Here is a 16,389-nt window from a genome sequence, read left to right as displayed (position 1 = left end):
CCGCGAGGACGGTGTCTTCCGGGAGTCCGGCGGGGACCGGCCGGGTCGAGTGGCTGGTGGCGGAGTCGATCTGGTGGGGTGGGCGGTTGCGGAACGGCGTGGCGCTGCGGGTCGCGCCGGAGGGTGTGATCAAGCCGGTGCCGGCCGAGATGGCTCCCGGTGGGCCGGACGCCCGGCGGTTGCCGGGGACGCTGCTGCCCGGGCTGGTCGACGCCCACGTGCACTCGGCGCTGGCCGATCTCGGGACGTTGCGGGCCGGGGGCATCGCGGAGGTCTGGGATCTCGGCGGGAATCCGGCGGCGGTGGCCGTCCTGGCCCGGCGGGCCGCCGAACCGTTGGCGGGGCTGCCGCGGGTCCGGTACGCGGGACCGTTCCTGATCGCTCCGGGCGGCTATCCGAGCGATCGGGCCTGGGCGCCTGCCGGCAGCTGGCGGGAGATCCGGACAGCGGCCGACGCCGAAGCCGCGGTCGCCGGCGCGCGGGCGGCCGGGTCCACCCTGATCAAGGTGACCGCGCACGCCGGGGGACCCCAGCTCGCCCCGTCGATCCTGAAAGCACTGGTCACGGCGGCGCATGCGGCGGAACTGCCGGTGGTGGCGCACGCCGAGGGGGCGGGTACGGTCGCTGCCGCGTACGCCGCCGGGGTCGACATCCTGGCGCACACACCGTGGACCGAGCGGATCGACGACACGCTGCTGCGCGCCTGCGCGCAGCGGATGACCTGGATCAGCACCCTGGACATCCACGGCTGGGGCGAACCCGACCCGGCACGGGAGGTCGCCGTCGACAACCTGCGGCGGTTCGCCGAACACGGTGGCGTCGTCCGCTACGGAACCGACCTCGGCAACGGGCCGCTCCCGCCCGCGATCAACGTCCGCGAGATCCGCCTGCTGCAGTCGGCCGGCCTGACCCCCGACGCCGTCCTCACCGCGATGACCGAGAGCCCGAGTTCCACGGTCTCGTGGATTCCCGGCGGCCTCGACCTGGCCCCGGACCGGTTCGCCGACGTCCTGGCCACCGCCCGCGTCCTCGACGCGACCGTCCGCCCCCGCTGACAGCCCTCGGTAGCGCCTCGCCACCACACCTTGCGTGGTGACCCGTGCCCCGACGCGTGGTGACCCGTGCCCCGACTCGAGCCGCAGGTCTCCACGCGAAGCTGTGTGGTGACCTGCGGCTCGAGCCGCAGGTCACCACAACTTCACCGTGGTGGCCCGTGGCGCGGGGTCAGAGGGTGACGGTGGTGCCGGTGGTGGCGCTGCGGCGGGCCGCGTCCAGGACCTCCATGGCGCGGACCGAGTCCCACGGGTCGACCGGCAGCGGGCCCTCACCGAGGACGGCGGCGGCCACCGCCGGGTAGAACGAGTCCCAGCGGCCGCGGCAGCTCTCCACCGGGGCGCCGGTCGCGCCGCGGAACAGGTGGCCCCAGCGGTGCTCCGGCTCGACGCCCCAGCGGTCCCCCATCAGCTTCGGTGACTTGCCCGCCTTGAGCAGGGTCTCCTGGTAGTCCAGCTCGGGCGAGATGTAGGTGCCGGCGGTGCCGGTGACCCGGAACCGCGGGCCGGGACCGGCCTGGCGCCAGGAGCCCCACAGGTGCGACTCGACGCCGTCGACGTGGTGCAGGGCGAGGAAGAAGTCGTCGTCGAGGCCGCCGTCGGGTCCGTGGAGCTCCGCGTACACCCGCTGGGCCGGGCCGTTCAGCTGGAGCGCCTGGTCGACCAGGTGGGAGCCGAAGTCGAGCAGGGTGCCGCCGCCGGCCGCACCGGGCAGACGGTCCGGAGCCCACCGCTCCACCCGGGACTCGAAGCGCCGGACGTCCCCGAGCGACCCCTTCTCCGCCAGCTTGCGGATGGTCAGGAAGTCGGAGTCCCACCGCCGGTTCTGGTAGACGGTGAGCGGCACCCCGGCCTCCTCGGCCGTGGTGACGAGCTTGCGGGCGGTGTCGGCGTCGAGCGCGAACGGCTTGTCGACGACGACCGCGAGCCCGGCCTCGATCGCCTCGAGCGCGAGGGCCGCGTGGGTGGCGGCGGGAGTGGAGATCGCCACCGCCTGGACCCCGTCGGCGGCGAGCGCGGCGATCGAGTCGTACGTCTCGGCGCCGGGCAGTTGCGCGGCGACCTGGGCCCGTCGCTCGGGGGAGGTGGTGACCACGCCGGCGAATTCGATGTTCGCGGCCGACGCGATCAGCGGCGCATGGAACACCCGGCCGCCGGTGCCGTACCCGACCAGCCCGAACTTAACCCGTTCGATCATGCCCGGAAGTTTTGCACATCAGTTGCCGGGCTGTTACCTGTGATTCCGTCCGGCTACGTGTGATACACGGAACATCACTGTGCGTACGGCTTGATCTCGCGACCGTTCCGTGTACGGATCGCGCACACTCGCCGCTTGATCTAGCGAAACGGCAGGTGCCGCCCCTGTCGGATGGATGACCTGAACCGGTTTTTCGGTGTGTTCCGGATGAACAATTGTGGGATGGAACCCGCGCAGAAGGACCGGACGCCCTTTTCCGACATCGACGCCCTCTCGGCGCAGATGTCGGAAATCGTCCTCGACGCGATCGTCGCGATGGGCCGGCATCCGGAGATCCAGCGGGTCCGCCGGGTCGCCTTCGACTCGCTGCGCCCGGCGACCGGGCAGCGGCTGCTCGACGCGGGTTCCGGCACCGGGGAGGTGGCCCGGCTGCTGGCCGCCCGGGTCGGCGCGTCCGGCGAGGTGGTCGCGGTCGATCATTCGACGTCACTGACCGCGGCCGCGCTGACCCGCCACGACGGCAGCAACGTGCGCTACATGCTGGGTGACGTCCGCGCCCTGGACCTGCCGGACAACGCCGTCGACGGTGTCTGGTGCGAGCGGGTGCTCCAGCACGTCGAGGGCGCCGACCAGGCGATCGCGGAGATGATCCGGGTGACCCGGCCGGGCGGCCGGCTCTGTCTGGTCGACACCGACTGGGACTCGCTCGGCTTCGACGGCATGCCCGCCGGCCTGGGCGACGCGGTGCTCGCGCACGTGCGAAGCCATTTCATCCCGCGGCAGCAGGACATGGGGCGGACTCTGCGGCGGCGGCTGGTCGCGGCCGGCCTGAGCCGGGTGTCCCCGACCCCCGTCACCTGTCTGTTCACCACCCCGGCCTCGGCCGCGGTGGTGCTCCCGATGGTCAACCCGAGGGTGCCGGCGGAGAGCTGGGCGACCCCGCCCGGCCTGCGCGACGAGTGGCTGGCCAGCATCGACGCGGCCGGGGCGAGCGGCACCTTCCTGGCGGTGCTGACCATCTGGGTGGTGGCCGGCACGGTCCCCGGCTGACCTTCCGGCTGGTTCTCACGGCTGTCTCGGCGCCGCTGAGACAGCCGTGAGAACCAGGCCGGAAGTAACCCCGTCAGTTGACCGGCTGCATGCGGTGCAGCAGGCGGTCCAGCGGCATGCTGGCGAAACTGATCCGGACGTCGCTGGAGGCGTACGGCAGCCAGAACCGGCCGTCGTGCACGAGCCCGCCGCAGGAGTAGAGCACGTTCGGCACGTACCCCTCCCGCTCGATCTCGTCCGGGTCGATCAGGCCCTGCGGCAGGTCGGCGATCACCCGGGACGGGTCCTCCAGATCGAGCAGCATGGCGCCGATGGCGTACCGGCGCATCGGCCCGACGCCGTGGGTCAGCACCAGCCAGCCGGCCTCGGTCTCGATCGGCGAGCCGCAGTTGCCGACCTGGATCAGGTCCCAGCCGCGGTGCGGGACCAGGATCGGCGCCACGTGCTGCCAGCGGTGCTGCTCGTCGCGGACACTCAGGCCCAGGGTCTCGCCGTCGGAGCGGCAGAGCGCGTACTTCTTCCCGTTGATGTACCGCGGAAACATCGCCATGCCCTTGTTGCGCGCGGCCGGCCCGTGCAGCGTGGTGACCTCGAAATGCCGCAGGTCCCGGGTGAAGATCACCCGGCCGGCGATGTTGAACCCGTCGTACGCGGTGTAGGTCGCCTGGTACGCCGTCCGCCCGTCCGGGTCGAGCACCTGCACGAACCGGGCGTCCTCCATGCCCTTGCTCTCGGTCGGCGTGGACGGCCAGAGCACCCGCTGGTGCAGCGGGGTGGTCGCGTTGAAGGTGACCGCGTAGTCGGCGCCGACGATCCGCCGGATCGCCTCCAGGGCCGTCGGGGTGGTGGGCCTGGACAGCAGCTCCGGCGGCAGGTGCCCGAGGATCTCCTCGAACTCGTGGTCGTCATAGCGTTCCGGCAGGGCGGAGAGCACGTACGCCGAGGCCTCGTTGTCGATCTCCTCCTCGGCGAGCGCCGCGCGCAGTTGGTGCCGCATGTGCTTGGCGCCGACCCGCTGGCCGATGACCAGCGGCCCGTCCCGGTCCTCCAGCCGGATCGCGGCGCCCGGCCCGAGGATGGCGCTGCAGAACCCGATCGACGAGATGTGCCCCTCGCCGATCTGCCGCAGGCTGATCGCCACCCGCAGCTCGCCGGGGGGCAGTTCGCTCTGATCGGGGTGCGCCACCATCGACGGGTTGCACAGCGCGGCGGCCTCGACGGAGAACTCGTGGCTGACGTATGCGCCGATCAGCGTCCGCGCCGCCGGGGACAGCTCGATCTCGGCGGGCACCCGGTGCTGGACCACCTCGTAGTGGTGCTGGAAGACGCCGAGGACGTCGTGGTGCCGCCCGGAGAAGCGGTTCAGCACGTCGTCGAGCAGCGCGTTGATGTCGCTCTCGTCGAGTTGCAGGATCCGCTCGATCAGGCTGGACGTCCGGTTGTAGACGTGGTTGGCGTCCTCGCCCGGGACGAACAGTTTGATCACGACGCGCCGGGCGTCCGGTGCCATGGTGATGTTGTGACGGGTGATGTCGGTGGTGTTCACCGTTGCTGTCACGCTAGGCCGCCTGATGGTCGGGTCGCGCTCCGGTTCGCCAGTGTGCGGGCGTGCTGCAATGTGGCGACGAGCGCGAGGGTGGATTCGGCTCCTTGGTTCAGATTAGGACCATCTGCCGTCAATCCGTCATAACATCCGCCAGTCTCGGCGTCGTACATCACCGTTCCGGTGTCGTTGTCCCCGAGGAACCAGGCGATGGACTGAAAGAGTGGCGCGTCCCAATACTCGTCGCCGGTGACCGCCGCGGCGGTGGCGCAGGCGTCCGCCACCGCCGCCGCCTCGATCGGCTGCTGGTCGAAACGATGCCGCGGCTCCCCGGGCCGCCGGCCGCCGACCGGCACCGTGGAGAGGTGGCCCTCGTGCTCCTGCATCCCGCACAGCCAGGTCAGCATCCGCAGCCCGTCCACCAGCAGGCCCTCGTCGCCGAGCAGGTCACCGGCGCCGATCACCACCTCTGCCAGCGCCGGGTTGGCGTAGGTGAGCTCCGGCTCCGGCCACACCCAGTCCGGAGCGGATCCGGGTACGCCGATCACCGTGGCCGCGTCGCCGAGCAGTTCGGCCACCGCCGGGTCGTGCGGCCCGGCGCGCAGCACCTCGGCGGCGCCGAGCCCGGCGAACGCCATCGCCCGCGGCCAGCTCGACCGGCACCGCAGGCCCTGCCGGAACGCGGTCATCGCCTCCCGGCGGATCCAGGGCGACGGGCCGCGGGCGGCGGCGGTGCCGAGCCCCCACATGGCCCGGCCCCACCAGTCCCCGGTCGCGGGCTCGTCGGTCCAGCGTCGCTCATAGCTCATCCGGTTGCGGAACGAGCCGTCGGCGCCCTGCGCGTGGGTGAGGAACGCCAGGTAGCGCTCGGCCAGCCGGACCAGCTCGGGCCCGGGCCGCGGTTGCCGGGCGACGACCAGCAGGCCGCGGGACACGTCGTCGACGCAGTAGCCGTGCTCGCGCCGGGCGATCGCGTCGCGGGCGTGCTCCAGCAGGCCGGTGTCGTCGGAGAGCCGGAGGACGTGGTCGAACCGGGGTGCGGGCACGTCGTGCAGTCGAATGGGCGGCGGGAGCAGCCGCAGGGTCTGCGCCATGCCTAGGCGGGGATCGTCGCGGCCGCGAGCGGCCGGCGGTCGGCGAGCAGGCGGGCGGCCAGCGACTGGTACCGGGCGGCGACCGCGGGCCAGCGCAGCGTCGGGCCGCCGGCCAGACCGGCGAGCCGGCCGGACATGCCGGGTTCGGCGATCATGTGCCGGATGGCCATCGCCATGGCCTCCGGATCCTGATGGGGTACGAGCAGGCCCGGCCCGTCCGCCAGCAGTTCCACCGCGTGCGGGAACTCGGTCGCCACCACCGGCACCCCGGCGCCGACCGCCTCGATCAGCACTCCGGAGGTGACCTGCTCGGTGGAGTCGTACGGCAGCACCACCGCGTCGGCCGACCGGATCAGCCGGGACAGGTCCGCCGGGGACAGGTAAACATCGGACCACCGCACGCAGTCCTCCACCCCGAGCTCGGCGGCCAGTTCCTTCAGCGAGTCCCGGTAGACGTCGCCCTGCTGTTCCAGGACCTTGGGATGGGTACGGCCGGCGACCGTGTAGAGCGGCCTCGGCTGTACGTCGCCGAGGAACGCCAGCGCCCGCAGCGCCCATTCGATGCCCTTGCCCGGCCCGAGCAGCCCCCAGGTCAGCAGATGCGGCCGGCCGTGGTCCTCGCGCGGCGTGCCGCTGTGGCTGCCCGTCCCGTGCGGGATCACCGAGATCTTCCGGGGGTCCATGTCGTAGTGTGCGGTGAGCCGCTGCCGGGCGGTGTCGGTCATGGTCACCACGGCGTCGGCGGTCGCGCCGATCTGTTCCAGCACGTCGCGCTGGAGCGGGTCGGGATTGGTCAGAACGGTGTGCAGGACCACGATCGACGGGATCCGCAGGGCCCGCAACACCGGCAGCACCTCGGCGCCGGCGTCCCCGGGGTAGATGCCGTACTCGTGCTGGATGATCGCGGTGTCGAAACGGTTCAGCGCGGTGGCGGCGGCGACCCATCCGCCCGGCCGGTCGGTGTTCCAGGTGTGCACGGCACGCGGTGCGGCCCGGTCGAGCGCGATCCCTCCACTGGTGTCGTCGCCGGCGAGCAGGCGTACCACTCCCGATCCACCGGTGCCGCCGGTGAGATGGGTGGCGAGTGCCGCATTGAATGTCGCCAAACCGCATTGAGTGGGGGGATAAGTGCTCAAAAACCCGTATGTCGCGGGCATGACTGGGCCTTTCTCCTCGGCCGGGCTGCATACCCGCAGCACGGACTCAGCGCGCGGGCACGGTGCCGTACACCGCGGGTGAACGGCGCAAAGGCGGTCCGGATGAAGGTGTTCGGGGCCTGTCCGGAGTTACGCCGCCCGACGGGTCGGCGGCGTCGTACCCGCCGCCCGGAATACTCTCAACGTGGTCCGTTTAACGCGCAATTCACATTGTGACGTTAACAAGATCCAGGTAATCAACTAACGATTTTTCGGTAAATCGCCAGATACTCGTCGACCATGCGTTCCGCCGAGAAGCGTTGCCGTGCCCGCGCCGCACAGGCGGCCCGGTCCAGCTCCGCGATCCGTTCGACAGCGGTCACCGCCTCGTCCACCGAGGCGACCAGCCGCCCGGTCACCCCCTCGTCCACGACCTCCGGCATGGAGCCACGCCGGTACGCGATCACCGGGGTGCCGCACGCCATCGACTCGACCACGGAGAGCCCGAACGGCTCGGCGAACCGGATCGGATGCAGCAGGGCCGCTCCCGAGCCGAGGATCGTCCCGCGTTCGTCCGGCCCCACCGATCCGAGATAGACCACGCGCTCACCGTCGATCATGGGTTCCACGCGCTCGGCGAAATACTCGCGATCCTGCACGATGCCGCACATCACCAGCCGCCGCCCGGCCCGCCGCGCGATCTCGATGGCGATGTCGGTGCCCTTGTCCGGGTGGATCCGGCCGAACAGGATCAGGTCGTCGCCGCCGTCGGCGTGGAACGGCAGGCCGCCCAGGTCGACGCCGTGGTACACGGTGGCCAGGTAGTCCAGGTCGGGCGAACGGTCGCTGTCCGAGATGGAGACGAAGTGCGACCGGGCCCGCCGGTACGCCGGCAGGATGTTCCGCCCGGAGAACCCGTGCACCGTGGTCAGCATGGGCGCCCGGCAGTGCTCGGAGAACGCCAGCGGCAGCCAGTCCAGGTGATTGTGGATCAGGTCGAACTCACCGGACCGGGCCAGGGCGTGACTGACGTGGATCGCCTCCCACACGCGGCCGTCGATCTCGGGGCTCTCCTCGTACCCGGTGGGCACGACGCCGTCCAGGGTGGCCGCGGTGACCGAGTCCAGCGTCGCGAAGAGCGTGACGTCCACCCCGCGCGCGGCCAGTCCCTCGGCGAGCAGGCCGGTGATCAGCTCCCACGGTCCGTAGTGCACCGGCGGGGTGCGCCAGGCGATCGGCCCCAGCAGTGCGATCTTCATGACAATCGTGAAAAGTCGGACGTAAGCACGTGCCCAGTATGCCGCCGTGGTCCTCCGCCTGCCGGAACTTCGGCTTCCCGGTAGCGCCTCCCGGGCCGGATCATCGTGTATTCCGGTGAACCGGCCGGGTCCGTTCCCATGCGTTAAGTTACGAAAATGGGCTCTGAGGCTTGGTGGAAGACAGCCGTCGTGTACCAGATCTACCCGCGGAGCTTCGCGGACTCCGACGGTGACGGCATGGGCGACCTGCGCGGCGTCATCGACCATCTGGACCATCTGGCCGAGCTCGGCGTGGACGTGCTCTGGCTGTCGCCGGTCTACCCGTCGCCGCAGGACGACAACGGCTACGACATCAGCGACTACCAGAACATCGAACCCCTCTTCGGCGACCTGGCGACGTTCGACGAGCTGCTGGCCGGCGCCCACGAGCGGGGCATGAAGATCGTCATGGACCTGGTGGTCAACCACAGCTCGGACGAGCACCAGTGGTTCCTGGAGAGCCGCTCGTCGAAGGACAACCCGAAGCGGGACTGGTACTGGTGGCGGCCGGCCCGCCCGGGCATGGAGCCGGGCGCGCCGGGGGCCGAGCCGACCAACTGGGGCTCGGTCTTCGGCGGCTCGTCGTGGGAGTTCGACGAGAAGACCGGCGAGTACTACCTGCACCTGTTCTCGCGGAAGCAGCCCGACCTCAACTGGGAGAACCCGGAGGTCCGGCAGGCCGTCTACGCGATGATGCGCTGGTGGCTGGACCGGGGTGTGGACGGCTTCCGGATGGACGTCATCAACATGATCTCCAAGGCGGTCGGCGCGGACGGGTCGCTGCCCGACGGACGGCTGTCGGTGGGGTCCGCGTACGCCGACGGCTCCGCCGCCTTCATCGGCGGCCCCCGGCTGCACGAGTTCCTCCAGGAGATGCACCGGGAGGTGTTCGCCGGCCGCGACGGGCTGCTGACCGTCGGGGAGATGCCCGGCGTCACGGTCGAGGAGGCCCGGCTGCACACCGACCCGGAGCGGCACGAGGTCGACATGGTCTTCCAGTTCGACCACGTGTGGGTGGACCGCGGCCCGGACCCGTGGCTGGTGATTCCGCTGCAGCTCACCGCGCTGAAGGCGATCCTCGGCCGGTGGCAGGCCGGGCTCGCCGACGTGGGCTGGAACAGCCTCTACTGGAACAACCACGACCAGCCGCGGGTGGTCTCCCGGTACGGCGACGACAGCCCCGCGCACCGGGCCGCCTCGGCCAAGATGCTCGGCACGGTCCTGCACCTGCACCGCGGCACGCCCTACATCTATCAGGGCGAGGAACTCGGCATGACGAACTACCCGTTCGGCGGCATCGACGAGTTCCGTGACATCGAGGCGCGGGGACAGTACCGGCAGGCGGTCGAGCTCGAAGGTCGTACTCCCGAAGAGGTCCTGACCGTCCTCCGGGCGCGGGGCCGGGACAACGCGCGCACGCCGATGCAGTGGGACGACTCGCCCAACGGCGGTTTCTCCACCGGCACGCCGTGGCTGCCGGTCAACCCGAACCACACGCTGATCAACGCGAAGGAGCAGCGCGGCGACCAGGACTCGGTCTTCCACTGGTACCGCAGGCTGGTCGAACTGCGGAAGACCGAACCCGCGGTGGCCCACGGCGACTTCACCATGCTGCTGCCGCACCACGAGCGGCTGTACGCCTTCACCCGCCGCCACGAGAACACCGAGCTACTGGTGATCGGCAACTTCTCCGGCGAGCCCGCCCAGGCCGCAATCGACGGCTGGGACGGTGCGGAACTGCTGCTGAACAACCTCGTCTACCCGCCCGAGGGCTGGAATCTGGCCCCCTGGCAGGCGGTCGTCTATCGCCGCTCCGTCTGACGCATCATCGCCCCCAGCGCGGCGAGCGTGATCCGCCGCCCGGCCAGCCGGCTGGCGCCCATCATGATCCGGTTGCGGGCGCCGGTGATCAGGCTGGGCGGCGGGTTGCGCCGGTCCAGGGCCTTGATCGCCAGATCGACGACGGTGTCGGCGGACATCCGGCTGGTGCCGCCGTCGGCGCCCTGGCCGGCCACGTCGAAGAACTCGGTCGCGGTGGCGCCGGGGGACAGCGCCATCACGCGCAGCCCGGTGCCCCGCGACTCCGACCAGAGCGCCTCGGTGAAGCTGAGCACGTAGGCCTTGGTGGCCGCGTAGACCGCCAGGGTCGGGCTCGGCTGGTAACCGGCGATGCTGGCGACGTTGACCAGCACGCCGCCGCCGTGCGCGCGCAGCCGCCCGATGAACGCCCGGCTGATCTCGGTCAGGCTGGTCACGTTGAGGGTGATCTCGTCGATGATCCGCCGCGGGTCGGCCTCGTGGAAGAGCGCGTGCGTGCCGAACCCGGCGTTGTTGATCAGGCTGGTGACGTCGAGGTCGCGCTCGGCGACCACGGCGGCCAGTTTGGCCCCCGCACCCGGCTGGGCCAGGTCCATCGTGATCGGGGTGACGGTGACGCCGTGCTGCCGGGTGAGCTCGGCGGCCAGGGACTCCAGACGGTCGGCGCGCCGGGCGACGAGGACCAGGTGGGAGCCGCGGGCGGCCAGGCGGCGGGCGAACAGGGCGCCGAGGCCCGAGCTCGCGCCGGTGATCAGGGTGGTCTGGTGGCGGTAATCTTCCGCTACTTCGGCACCAAGGAGGACGTCGTCCTCGGCGACCTCGCCGCCCGCGGCGAGCTGATCCGGCAGGCGCTCGAGGCGCAGCCGGAGGGCGAGGAGCCGTGGACGGCCCTGTGCGCGGCGCTGCACAGCGTGAAGGACGCCGCCGGCGAGACCGAGGAGGACATGCTCAAGGTCTTCCGGATGATGCACGAGACACCCTCGCTGCGTGCCCGCAGCATCGAGAAACACCTGCAATGGCAGGCGCTGCTCACGCCCGAGGTCCGGCGGCGGCTGGGCGCCGACCCCGCCGTCGCCGCCCCCGCCGACACCGTCGACGTTCGCGCGGAGGCGCTCGTGGCGTGTGTTCTGACCTGCCTGGACGTGGCCCGGCCAGGCGTGGGCGCGCCGGGACGGCGAGGTCCCCCTGGAGGACCTGTTCGACGCGGCCGCGGCCGCGGTGCGGGGCGCCTGAGCCGGTCCACCCGTGCGCTGCCGGGCCGCCGCGCCCCGGTGGGGCCCGATCGGGATAGGCGGTCGGCGATCCGGGTATCCCGACGGCATGACCAGTCATGTGGTGCGGAGGAACGGGTCGATCTCGCCGTGGTTGGCGCTGGCCGGGTTCGTGGCGGCGGTGGCCGTGGCGGCGTTGCTCGGCGGGCTCGGGGTGGCCGGCACGGCCGACGAGTACCGGAGCCTGAACCAGCCGTCCTGGGCGCCGCCGTCGTCGGTGTTCGGGCCGGTCTGGACGGTGCTCTACGCGATGATCGCGGTCAGCGGATGGCTGGTGTGGCGGCGGACCGGATGGTCGGCGGCCCTCAACTGGTACGCGGCCCAGCTCGCCCTGAACGCGATCTGGACGCCGATCTTCTTCGGCTTCGGCCAATACGGGCTCGCGCTGCTGGACATCGTGGTTCTCTGGGTGCTGATCGGTGTCACGGTGTGGAAGTTCCGGCCGGTGTCGAAGCTCGCGGCCGGGTTGCTGCTGCCGTACTGGGCCTGGGTCACCTTCGCCACCGCGCTCAACACCTCCATCTGGCTGGCGAACTAAAAATCTGAGCTTTTTTCGCAGAACTCCCCATCTGTCCCGGTAGTTCCCGGCAAGGTGGCTCTGTCACCGGTGACCTCACCTGAACCCATCCGCCGGTGGCCGGGGGAGTTCACATGCGCCGCAACCGGCTGACCGCACGTCTCGTCGCCGCTCTCGTCGCCGCCACACCGGCGGTCGCCGTCGCCGTCACCGGAGGCGCCGTCGCCGTCCGGCACACCGGGACCGCGCCGGCCGCCACCCGGCCGGCGCCGGTCCTGCAGACCTTCGCGCTGACCACCGGTCAGGCCGGCGTCGTGCCGGCCGTCCACGTCGCCGGGCGTGTGGCGGCGCCCCGGACCGTACAGGTGCCGCAGCGGGCCACCGAGCCGTTCAGCCTGGTCGGCGTCACCTGGACCGATCCGCGGGCGCTGCCGGCCGGGATCATCGAGGTGCGGGCCCGCAAGGCCGGCACGCAGACCTGGACGCCCTGGCAGCCGCTGGAGACCGACAACCCGGACGCCTCGGCGGGCGCCGACGGGCCGGGCGCACGCGGTGCGAGCGATCCGCTGTGGGTCGGGCCGTCGGACGGCATCGCGGCCCGGGTGACCACCGCCGCGGGCGGGGGCCCGCTCCCGGACGGCCTCCGGGTCGATCTGATCAACCCGGACGCGCCCCCGGAACCCGGTCTGCGGCTCGTGGCCGCGCGGCGCGACGCCGAACCGGCCGCGGGGAAGGGCAAGGGCCCGGCGCTTCCGCCACGGCCGATCCCGCGGCTGGTGAGCCGGGCCGGGTGGAAGGCGAACGAGGCGCTGGTGAAGAAGCCACCGGAGTACACCGGCCCGGTGCAGGTGGTGTTCGTGCACCACACCGCCAGCGGCAACGGCTACCACTGCGGCCAGTCGGCGAGCATCGTCCGGGGCATCGTGAACTTCCACATCAGAAGCAAGAAGTGGAACGACGTCGGCTACAACTTCCTGGTCGACAAGTGCGGGACGATCTTCGAGGGGCGGGCCGGCGGCGTGAACCGGTCCGTGCTCGGCGCGCACACACTCGGCTTCAACGAGAACGCCAGCGCCATCGCGGTGATCGGGGACCACCGGTCGGCGCCGGTTCCGGCGGCGGCGAAGGCGTCGGTGGCGCAACTGGCCGCATACAAGCTCGGGGCCTGGGGAAACGCGCCGCTCGGGAAGGCACGGATGGTCTCCGGCGGCAGTGACCGGTTCGGCAAGGGCAGCCCGGCCGTACTCAACCGGATCTCCGCGCACCGCGACACCGGCCGCACCGAATGCCCGGGGAACTCGCTGTACGGCCAGCTCGGATGGATCCGCTGGGTGGCCGGCGCGGCCCCGTCGAACCTGAGGGTGAACGGGTTCCGGGGCGCGGTCGCGGCCGGCGGGCGGTACTTCACCAGGGCCTGGGCCGGGACGATGTGGTCGCTCGGCACCCCGGCCCGGATGATGGACCGCTTCGAGGTGTACGTCGACGGCCGCCTGACTACCGCCGCCGTGGCCGGGAACCGGCTGTCCTGGCTGAAGCTGGAACCCGGCACACACACCGTGTCGGTCCGGGCCGTGCACCTGTCCGGCCGGTACACGACGGTGGCCGCGCAGGTGGTCGCGGACCCGGTGCCGCCGGTGTTCAACGGGCCGCCGCGGGTGTCGCTGCTGCCCGGCACGGTCGGCGCGGCCGTCCCGGTGCGGGTCGGCTGGACGGTCGCCGACACCGCCTCCGGCGTCAGCGCGGTCCGCGTCGCCGGCGCCGACACGGCCGGCCTGTCCGGCACGTCCCGGGCGCTCGACGCGGCGGTCCGGATCGGGGCCGCGGCGACGTGGACGGTCAGCGCGACCGACCGGGTGGGCAACAGCGGGAACGCCGCGGTGACCCGTACCCCCGCGGTCCTGACCGAAGCGCAAGCGACGCGGACCGGAACCTGGCGCACCCTCGACGACCCCGGCCATCTGGGCGGCGCAGCCGTCGCCGGATCGGCTGCCGGATCGTCACTGACCTGGCGTTTCACCGGCAGTTCGGCGGCTCTGGTGGCCGGCCGGACGATGAACTCCGGCCGGGTGCGCGTCTATGTGGACGGCGAATTCCAGGGCGTCGTCGACCTGAGGTCGCCGGCGGCGAAGCACCGGCAGGCGGTGTGGACGCGGACCTGGTCGGCGACCGGCGAGCACACCGTCCGGGTGCAGCCGGAGGGCACCGCGGGCCGGCAGTCGGTGGTGCTGGACGGGCTGATCCACCTACGCTGACCGTTCGAGGGCCCGGTAGTCGCGCAGCGTGATCGCGTCCGCCTTGGCGAACTCCTTCGCCACGATCCGCCTCGACGGCCACCGGGTCATCATCCGGGTGCTGAGGTTGCGGACGGCGATCATCGCCCGGGTCCGGGGTGCGGCCATCCGCATCCCGCCCGGTGGCAGCTGGACGGCGCTCGTGACGAAGTCGGCCATCTCCCGTTGGTAGGCGGCGAACGCCTGCTCCGGGTCGCCGGCGGTGGAGAGCTCACCGGCCAGCACATACGCGCCGACCAGGCTCAGGGCGGTCCCCTTGCCCGCCAATGGCGACCCGCAGTAACCGGCGTCGCCGAGCAGCACGACCCGGTCGCGCCACCAGCGGTCCACCCGCACCTGGTTGAGCGAGTCGAAGTAGAAGTCCGGCGCCGCGGGCATCGCGGCCAACAGTGAGGGAACCCGCCAGCCCACGCCGGCCAGCCGCTCGGTCAGCAGCCGTTCGGCCACCGCGCGGGGCACCCGGTCGAACTCCGGGGCCGGGTTCCGGAACGACAGCGACGCCTTGGCGGTGCCGCCGTTCTCCGGCCGCAGGTAGGCGCCCCGCCCGCCGGGCGCGGCGTACATCTCCAGCCAGTGGCCGAGGTCGCCGGGGTCGGGGACGGTGAAGTACGACGTGTAGCCGCCGAGGTAGCGGACGAACCGCTCGTCCGGGCCGAACGCCAGCCGCCGGGTGCTGGAGTGCACCCCGTCCGCGCCGACGATCACGTCATAGTCCCCGGTCGCGCCGCTCGCGAAGGTCACCCGGCCGCCGTCGATCGCGGTGATCCGGTCACCGAAACGGTAGTGGGCGCCGGCGCTCGCCTCGAGCAGGATCCGGGCCAGGTCACCGCGGGCGATCTCGATCTCCGCGACGACGCCCTCGCCACCGAACGCGTCCACCGGCACCTCCGCCACCCGGCGGCCTTTCGCGTCGACCAGGGCGAACCCCCGCTCATCGACCCGATGCTCCCGGATCCGCTCGCGCAGCCCCATCCATGCGACGACGTCCTTGGCGGCGCCGCGCACGTCGACGGCGTGGCCACCGGGCCGCGGCTCCGTGGTCCGCTCCACCACCGTCACGTCGGCGCCGGCCCGGTGCAGCCAGAACGCCAGCGCCGGTCCGGCGATCCCGGCACCGGAAATCAGAACACGCATCGTCCCCGCCTCCTGCGTACTGTGTACATCGATGTACTAGACGGTAGAAGCGCGCTCAGCGGAGCGCGAGCCGCACTAGTACGGGGAGGCTGGTGTACTACCGTGAACGCGCCCTATCAGCAGATCGTCGCGGACATCCGGCAGCGCATCGAGACGGGTGTACTACGTCCCGGGGACCGGGTGCCGTCGGCGCGGGCCATCACCCGGGAGTGGGGCGTCGCGATCGCCACCGCCACCAAGGCCCACGCGGCACTGCGTGAGGAAGGGCTCACGACCGCGCGGCCCGGGATCGGCACGGTGGTGGCCGGCCCCGTACCGCCGAAGGATCATGATCTGGGTCTGTCCCGGATCGTCGCGTCCGCGATCGCCATCGCCGACCGCGACGGCATGGCCGAGCTCTCCATGCGCCGCGTCGCCGGCCATCTGGACGTGGCGACGATGTCGCTGTACCGGCACGTGCCCAGCCGCGACGACCTGGTCCTCGCCATGATCGACGCGGCGCTCGGCGAACTGCGGATCCCGCCCCGCTACAGCGGGGACTGGCGGACCGACCTCGACCGGTGCGCCCGCGCCATGTGGGAGATCTTCCAGCGGCACCCGTGGCTGGGGCCGTCGATGTCGATGACCCGGCCTCAGCCCGCGCCGAACGCGCTCCGCCTCGGCGAGTGGATCATGGGTTCGCTGAACCCGCTCGGCCTCCCGCTCACCGACCGGCTCATGGTGCACGTGACGCTCTTCAGCTTCGTGCGCGGCGTGGCGAGCGCGCTGGAACCGGAGGCGCAGGCGGTCCGGGACACCGGGCTGACCGACGACGAATGGATGGAACGCCAGAGCGCCGTCTTCGCGCGGTTCGCCGCGCAGCATCCCGTGCCGAACTTCCAGGAGATCGTCGAACCCGGGACGGACTTCGCGTTCGACCTGCACGTGCTCTTCGAGTTCGGCCTCGCCCGGTTCCTCGACGGCCTCCAGACATGGATCGACCGGTGA

Annotated in this window: 13 protein-coding genes and 1 pseudogene; 7 read left to right on the top strand and 7 right to left on the bottom strand. The window is 71.8% G+C overall.

Annotated elements, in window-relative coordinates:
* Positions 1 to 1,055: amidohydrolase family protein (locus Aut01nite_RS09630; protein WP_307837483.1), on the top strand; the 1,055-nt coding region annotated here is incomplete at its 5' end.
* 169 nt (positions 1,056 to 1,224) lie between these two features.
* On the opposite strand, the gene Aut01nite_RS09625 is transcribed toward Aut01nite_RS09630, so the two are convergent.
* Complete coding sequence (locus Aut01nite_RS09625) at positions 1,225 to 2,250, bottom strand: Gfo/Idh/MocA family protein (RefSeq protein ID WP_043523013.1); 1,026 nt, start codon at positions 2,248 to 2,250, stop codon at positions 1,225 to 1,227.
* A 222-nt stretch (positions 2,251 to 2,472) separates the two neighbouring features.
* Between Aut01nite_RS09625 and Aut01nite_RS09620 the strand changes: the two genes are divergently transcribed.
* Positions 2,473 to 3,300 carry a methyltransferase domain-containing protein gene (locus Aut01nite_RS09620; RefSeq protein WP_043523117.1) on the top strand — a complete coding sequence of 276 codons (828 nt, stop codon included), beginning with the start codon at positions 2,473 to 2,475 and terminating at the stop codon, positions 3,298 to 3,300.
* A 73-nt stretch (positions 3,301 to 3,373) separates the two neighbouring features.
* Here the strand turns inward: Aut01nite_RS09620 and Aut01nite_RS09615 are convergent, their stop codons facing one another.
* From Aut01nite_RS09615 to Aut01nite_RS09600, 4 genes are all read right to left on the bottom strand, one after another.
* Entirely contained in the window at positions 3,374 to 4,858 is a 1,485-nt protein-coding gene (locus tag Aut01nite_RS09615) for a glycoside hydrolase family 130 protein (protein ID WP_043523012.1), read from the bottom strand.
* Positions 4,855 to 5,937 (bottom strand): hypothetical protein, encoded by a 1,083-nt coding sequence (locus Aut01nite_RS09610; protein ID WP_043523011.1) that lies wholly within the window; start codon positions 5,935 to 5,937, stop codon positions 4,855 to 4,857. Before Aut01nite_RS09610 ends, Aut01nite_RS09615 begins: the two co-directional genes overlap by 4 nt.
* Positions 5,938 to 5,939: 2 nt before the next feature.
* On the bottom strand, positions 5,940 to 7,094 hold the full coding sequence (locus Aut01nite_RS09605) for a glycosyltransferase (protein ID WP_043523010.1): 1,155 nt from the start codon (positions 7,092 to 7,094) through the stop codon (positions 5,940 to 5,942).
* A 236-nt stretch (positions 7,095 to 7,330) separates the two neighbouring features.
* Positions 7,331 to 8,332, bottom strand: coding sequence for a glycosyltransferase family 4 protein (locus Aut01nite_RS09600; protein WP_043523009.1), 1,002 nt, complete (start codon positions 8,330 to 8,332; stop codon positions 7,331 to 7,333).
* 156 nt (positions 8,333 to 8,488) lie between these two features.
* Between Aut01nite_RS09600 and Aut01nite_RS09595 the strand changes: the two genes are divergently transcribed.
* Positions 8,489 to 10,192 (top strand): glycoside hydrolase family 13 protein, encoded by a 1,704-nt coding sequence (locus tag Aut01nite_RS09595; protein WP_043523008.1) that lies wholly within the window; start codon positions 8,489 to 8,491, stop codon positions 10,190 to 10,192.
* Here Aut01nite_RS09595 and Aut01nite_RS09590 read toward each other — a convergent pair.
* Positions 10,174 to 11,097: an SDR family NAD(P)-dependent oxidoreductase gene (locus tag Aut01nite_RS09590; RefSeq protein ID WP_236642550.1), complete on the bottom strand. Its 924-nt coding sequence runs from the start codon at positions 11,095 to 11,097 to the stop codon at positions 10,174 to 10,176. The two genes, Aut01nite_RS09595 and Aut01nite_RS09590, sit on opposite strands and share 19 nt — an antisense overlap.
* A gap of 3 nt (positions 11,098 to 11,100) precedes the next feature.
* Between Aut01nite_RS09590 and Aut01nite_RS44770 the strand changes: the two are divergent.
* The 3 genes and pseudogenes from Aut01nite_RS44770 to Aut01nite_RS09580 all read left to right on the top strand — a co-directional run.
* Positions 11,101 to 11,214 (top strand): annotated as a pseudogene (locus Aut01nite_RS44770) (hypothetical protein); the annotation flags it as partial.
* A 295-nt stretch (positions 11,215 to 11,509) separates the two neighbouring features.
* Positions 11,510 to 11,998 carry a TspO/MBR family protein gene (locus Aut01nite_RS09585; protein ID WP_052163270.1) on the top strand — a complete coding sequence of 163 codons (489 nt, stop codon included), beginning with the start codon at positions 11,510 to 11,512 and terminating at the stop codon, positions 11,996 to 11,998.
* 113 nt (positions 11,999 to 12,111) lie between these two features.
* On the top strand, positions 12,112 to 14,229 hold the full coding sequence (locus tag Aut01nite_RS09580; protein WP_043523006.1) for an N-acetylmuramoyl-L-alanine amidase: 2,118 nt from the start codon (positions 12,112 to 12,114) through the stop codon (positions 14,227 to 14,229).
* On the opposite strand, the gene Aut01nite_RS09575 is transcribed toward Aut01nite_RS09580, so the two are convergent.
* Positions 14,221 to 15,402 (bottom strand): FAD-dependent monooxygenase, encoded by a 1,182-nt coding sequence (locus tag Aut01nite_RS09575; protein ID WP_043523005.1) that lies wholly within the window; start codon positions 15,400 to 15,402, stop codon positions 14,221 to 14,223. The two genes, Aut01nite_RS09580 and Aut01nite_RS09575, sit on opposite strands and share 9 nt — an antisense overlap.
* A gap of 102 nt (positions 15,403 to 15,504) precedes the next feature.
* Here Aut01nite_RS09575 and Aut01nite_RS09570 point away from each other — a divergent pair, with 102 nt between their 5' ends.
* Complete coding sequence (locus Aut01nite_RS09570; RefSeq protein WP_043523004.1) at positions 15,505 to 16,389, top strand: TetR/AcrR family transcriptional regulator C-terminal domain-containing protein; 885 nt, start codon at positions 15,505 to 15,507, stop codon at positions 16,387 to 16,389.

Origin of the sequence: Actinoplanes utahensis (assembly GCF_016862455.1) — a bacterium.
In the GTDB taxonomy this organism is placed as follows: Bacteria; Actinomycetota; Actinomycetes; order Mycobacteriales; family Micromonosporaceae; genus Actinoplanes; species Actinoplanes utahensis.
Note: the sequence above shows the minus strand (reverse complement) of the source record. Positions and strands in the feature narration are given on the sequence as shown.

What these genes read in the sequence shown, in the direction of transcription:
- Aut01nite_RS09625 (WP_043523013.1), bottom strand. Translation starts at nt 2,250, where the DNA reads ATGATCGAACGGGTTAAGTTCGGGCTGGTCGGGTACGGCACCGGCGGC.
- Aut01nite_RS09620 (WP_043523117.1), top strand. Translation starts at nt 2,473, where the DNA reads ATGGAACCCGCGCAGAAGGACCGGACGCCCTTTTCCGACATCGACGCC.
- Aut01nite_RS09610 (WP_043523011.1), bottom strand. Translation starts at nt 5,937, where the DNA reads ATGGCGCAGACCCTGCGGCTGCTCCCGCCGCCCATTCGACTGCACGAC.
- Aut01nite_RS09605 (WP_043523010.1), bottom strand. Translation starts at nt 7,094, where the DNA reads ATGCCCGCGACATACGGGTTTTTGAGCACTTATCCCCCCACTCAATGC.
- Aut01nite_RS09600 (WP_043523009.1), bottom strand. Translation starts at nt 8,332, where the DNA reads ATGAAGATCGCACTGCTGGGGCCGATCGCCTGGCGCACCCCGCCGGTG.
- Aut01nite_RS09595 (WP_043523008.1), top strand. Translation starts at nt 8,489, where the DNA reads ATGGGCTCTGAGGCTTGGTGGAAGACAGCCGTCGTGTACCAGATCTAC.
- Aut01nite_RS09585 (WP_052163270.1), top strand. Translation starts at nt 11,510, where the DNA reads ATGACCAGTCATGTGGTGCGGAGGAACGGGTCGATCTCGCCGTGGTTG.
- Aut01nite_RS09580 (WP_043523006.1), top strand. Translation starts at nt 12,112, where the DNA reads ATGCGCCGCAACCGGCTGACCGCACGTCTCGTCGCCGCTCTCGTCGCC.
- Aut01nite_RS09575 (WP_043523005.1), bottom strand. Translation starts at nt 15,402, where the DNA reads ATGCGTGTTCTGATTTCCGGTGCCGGGATCGCCGGACCGGCGCTGGCG.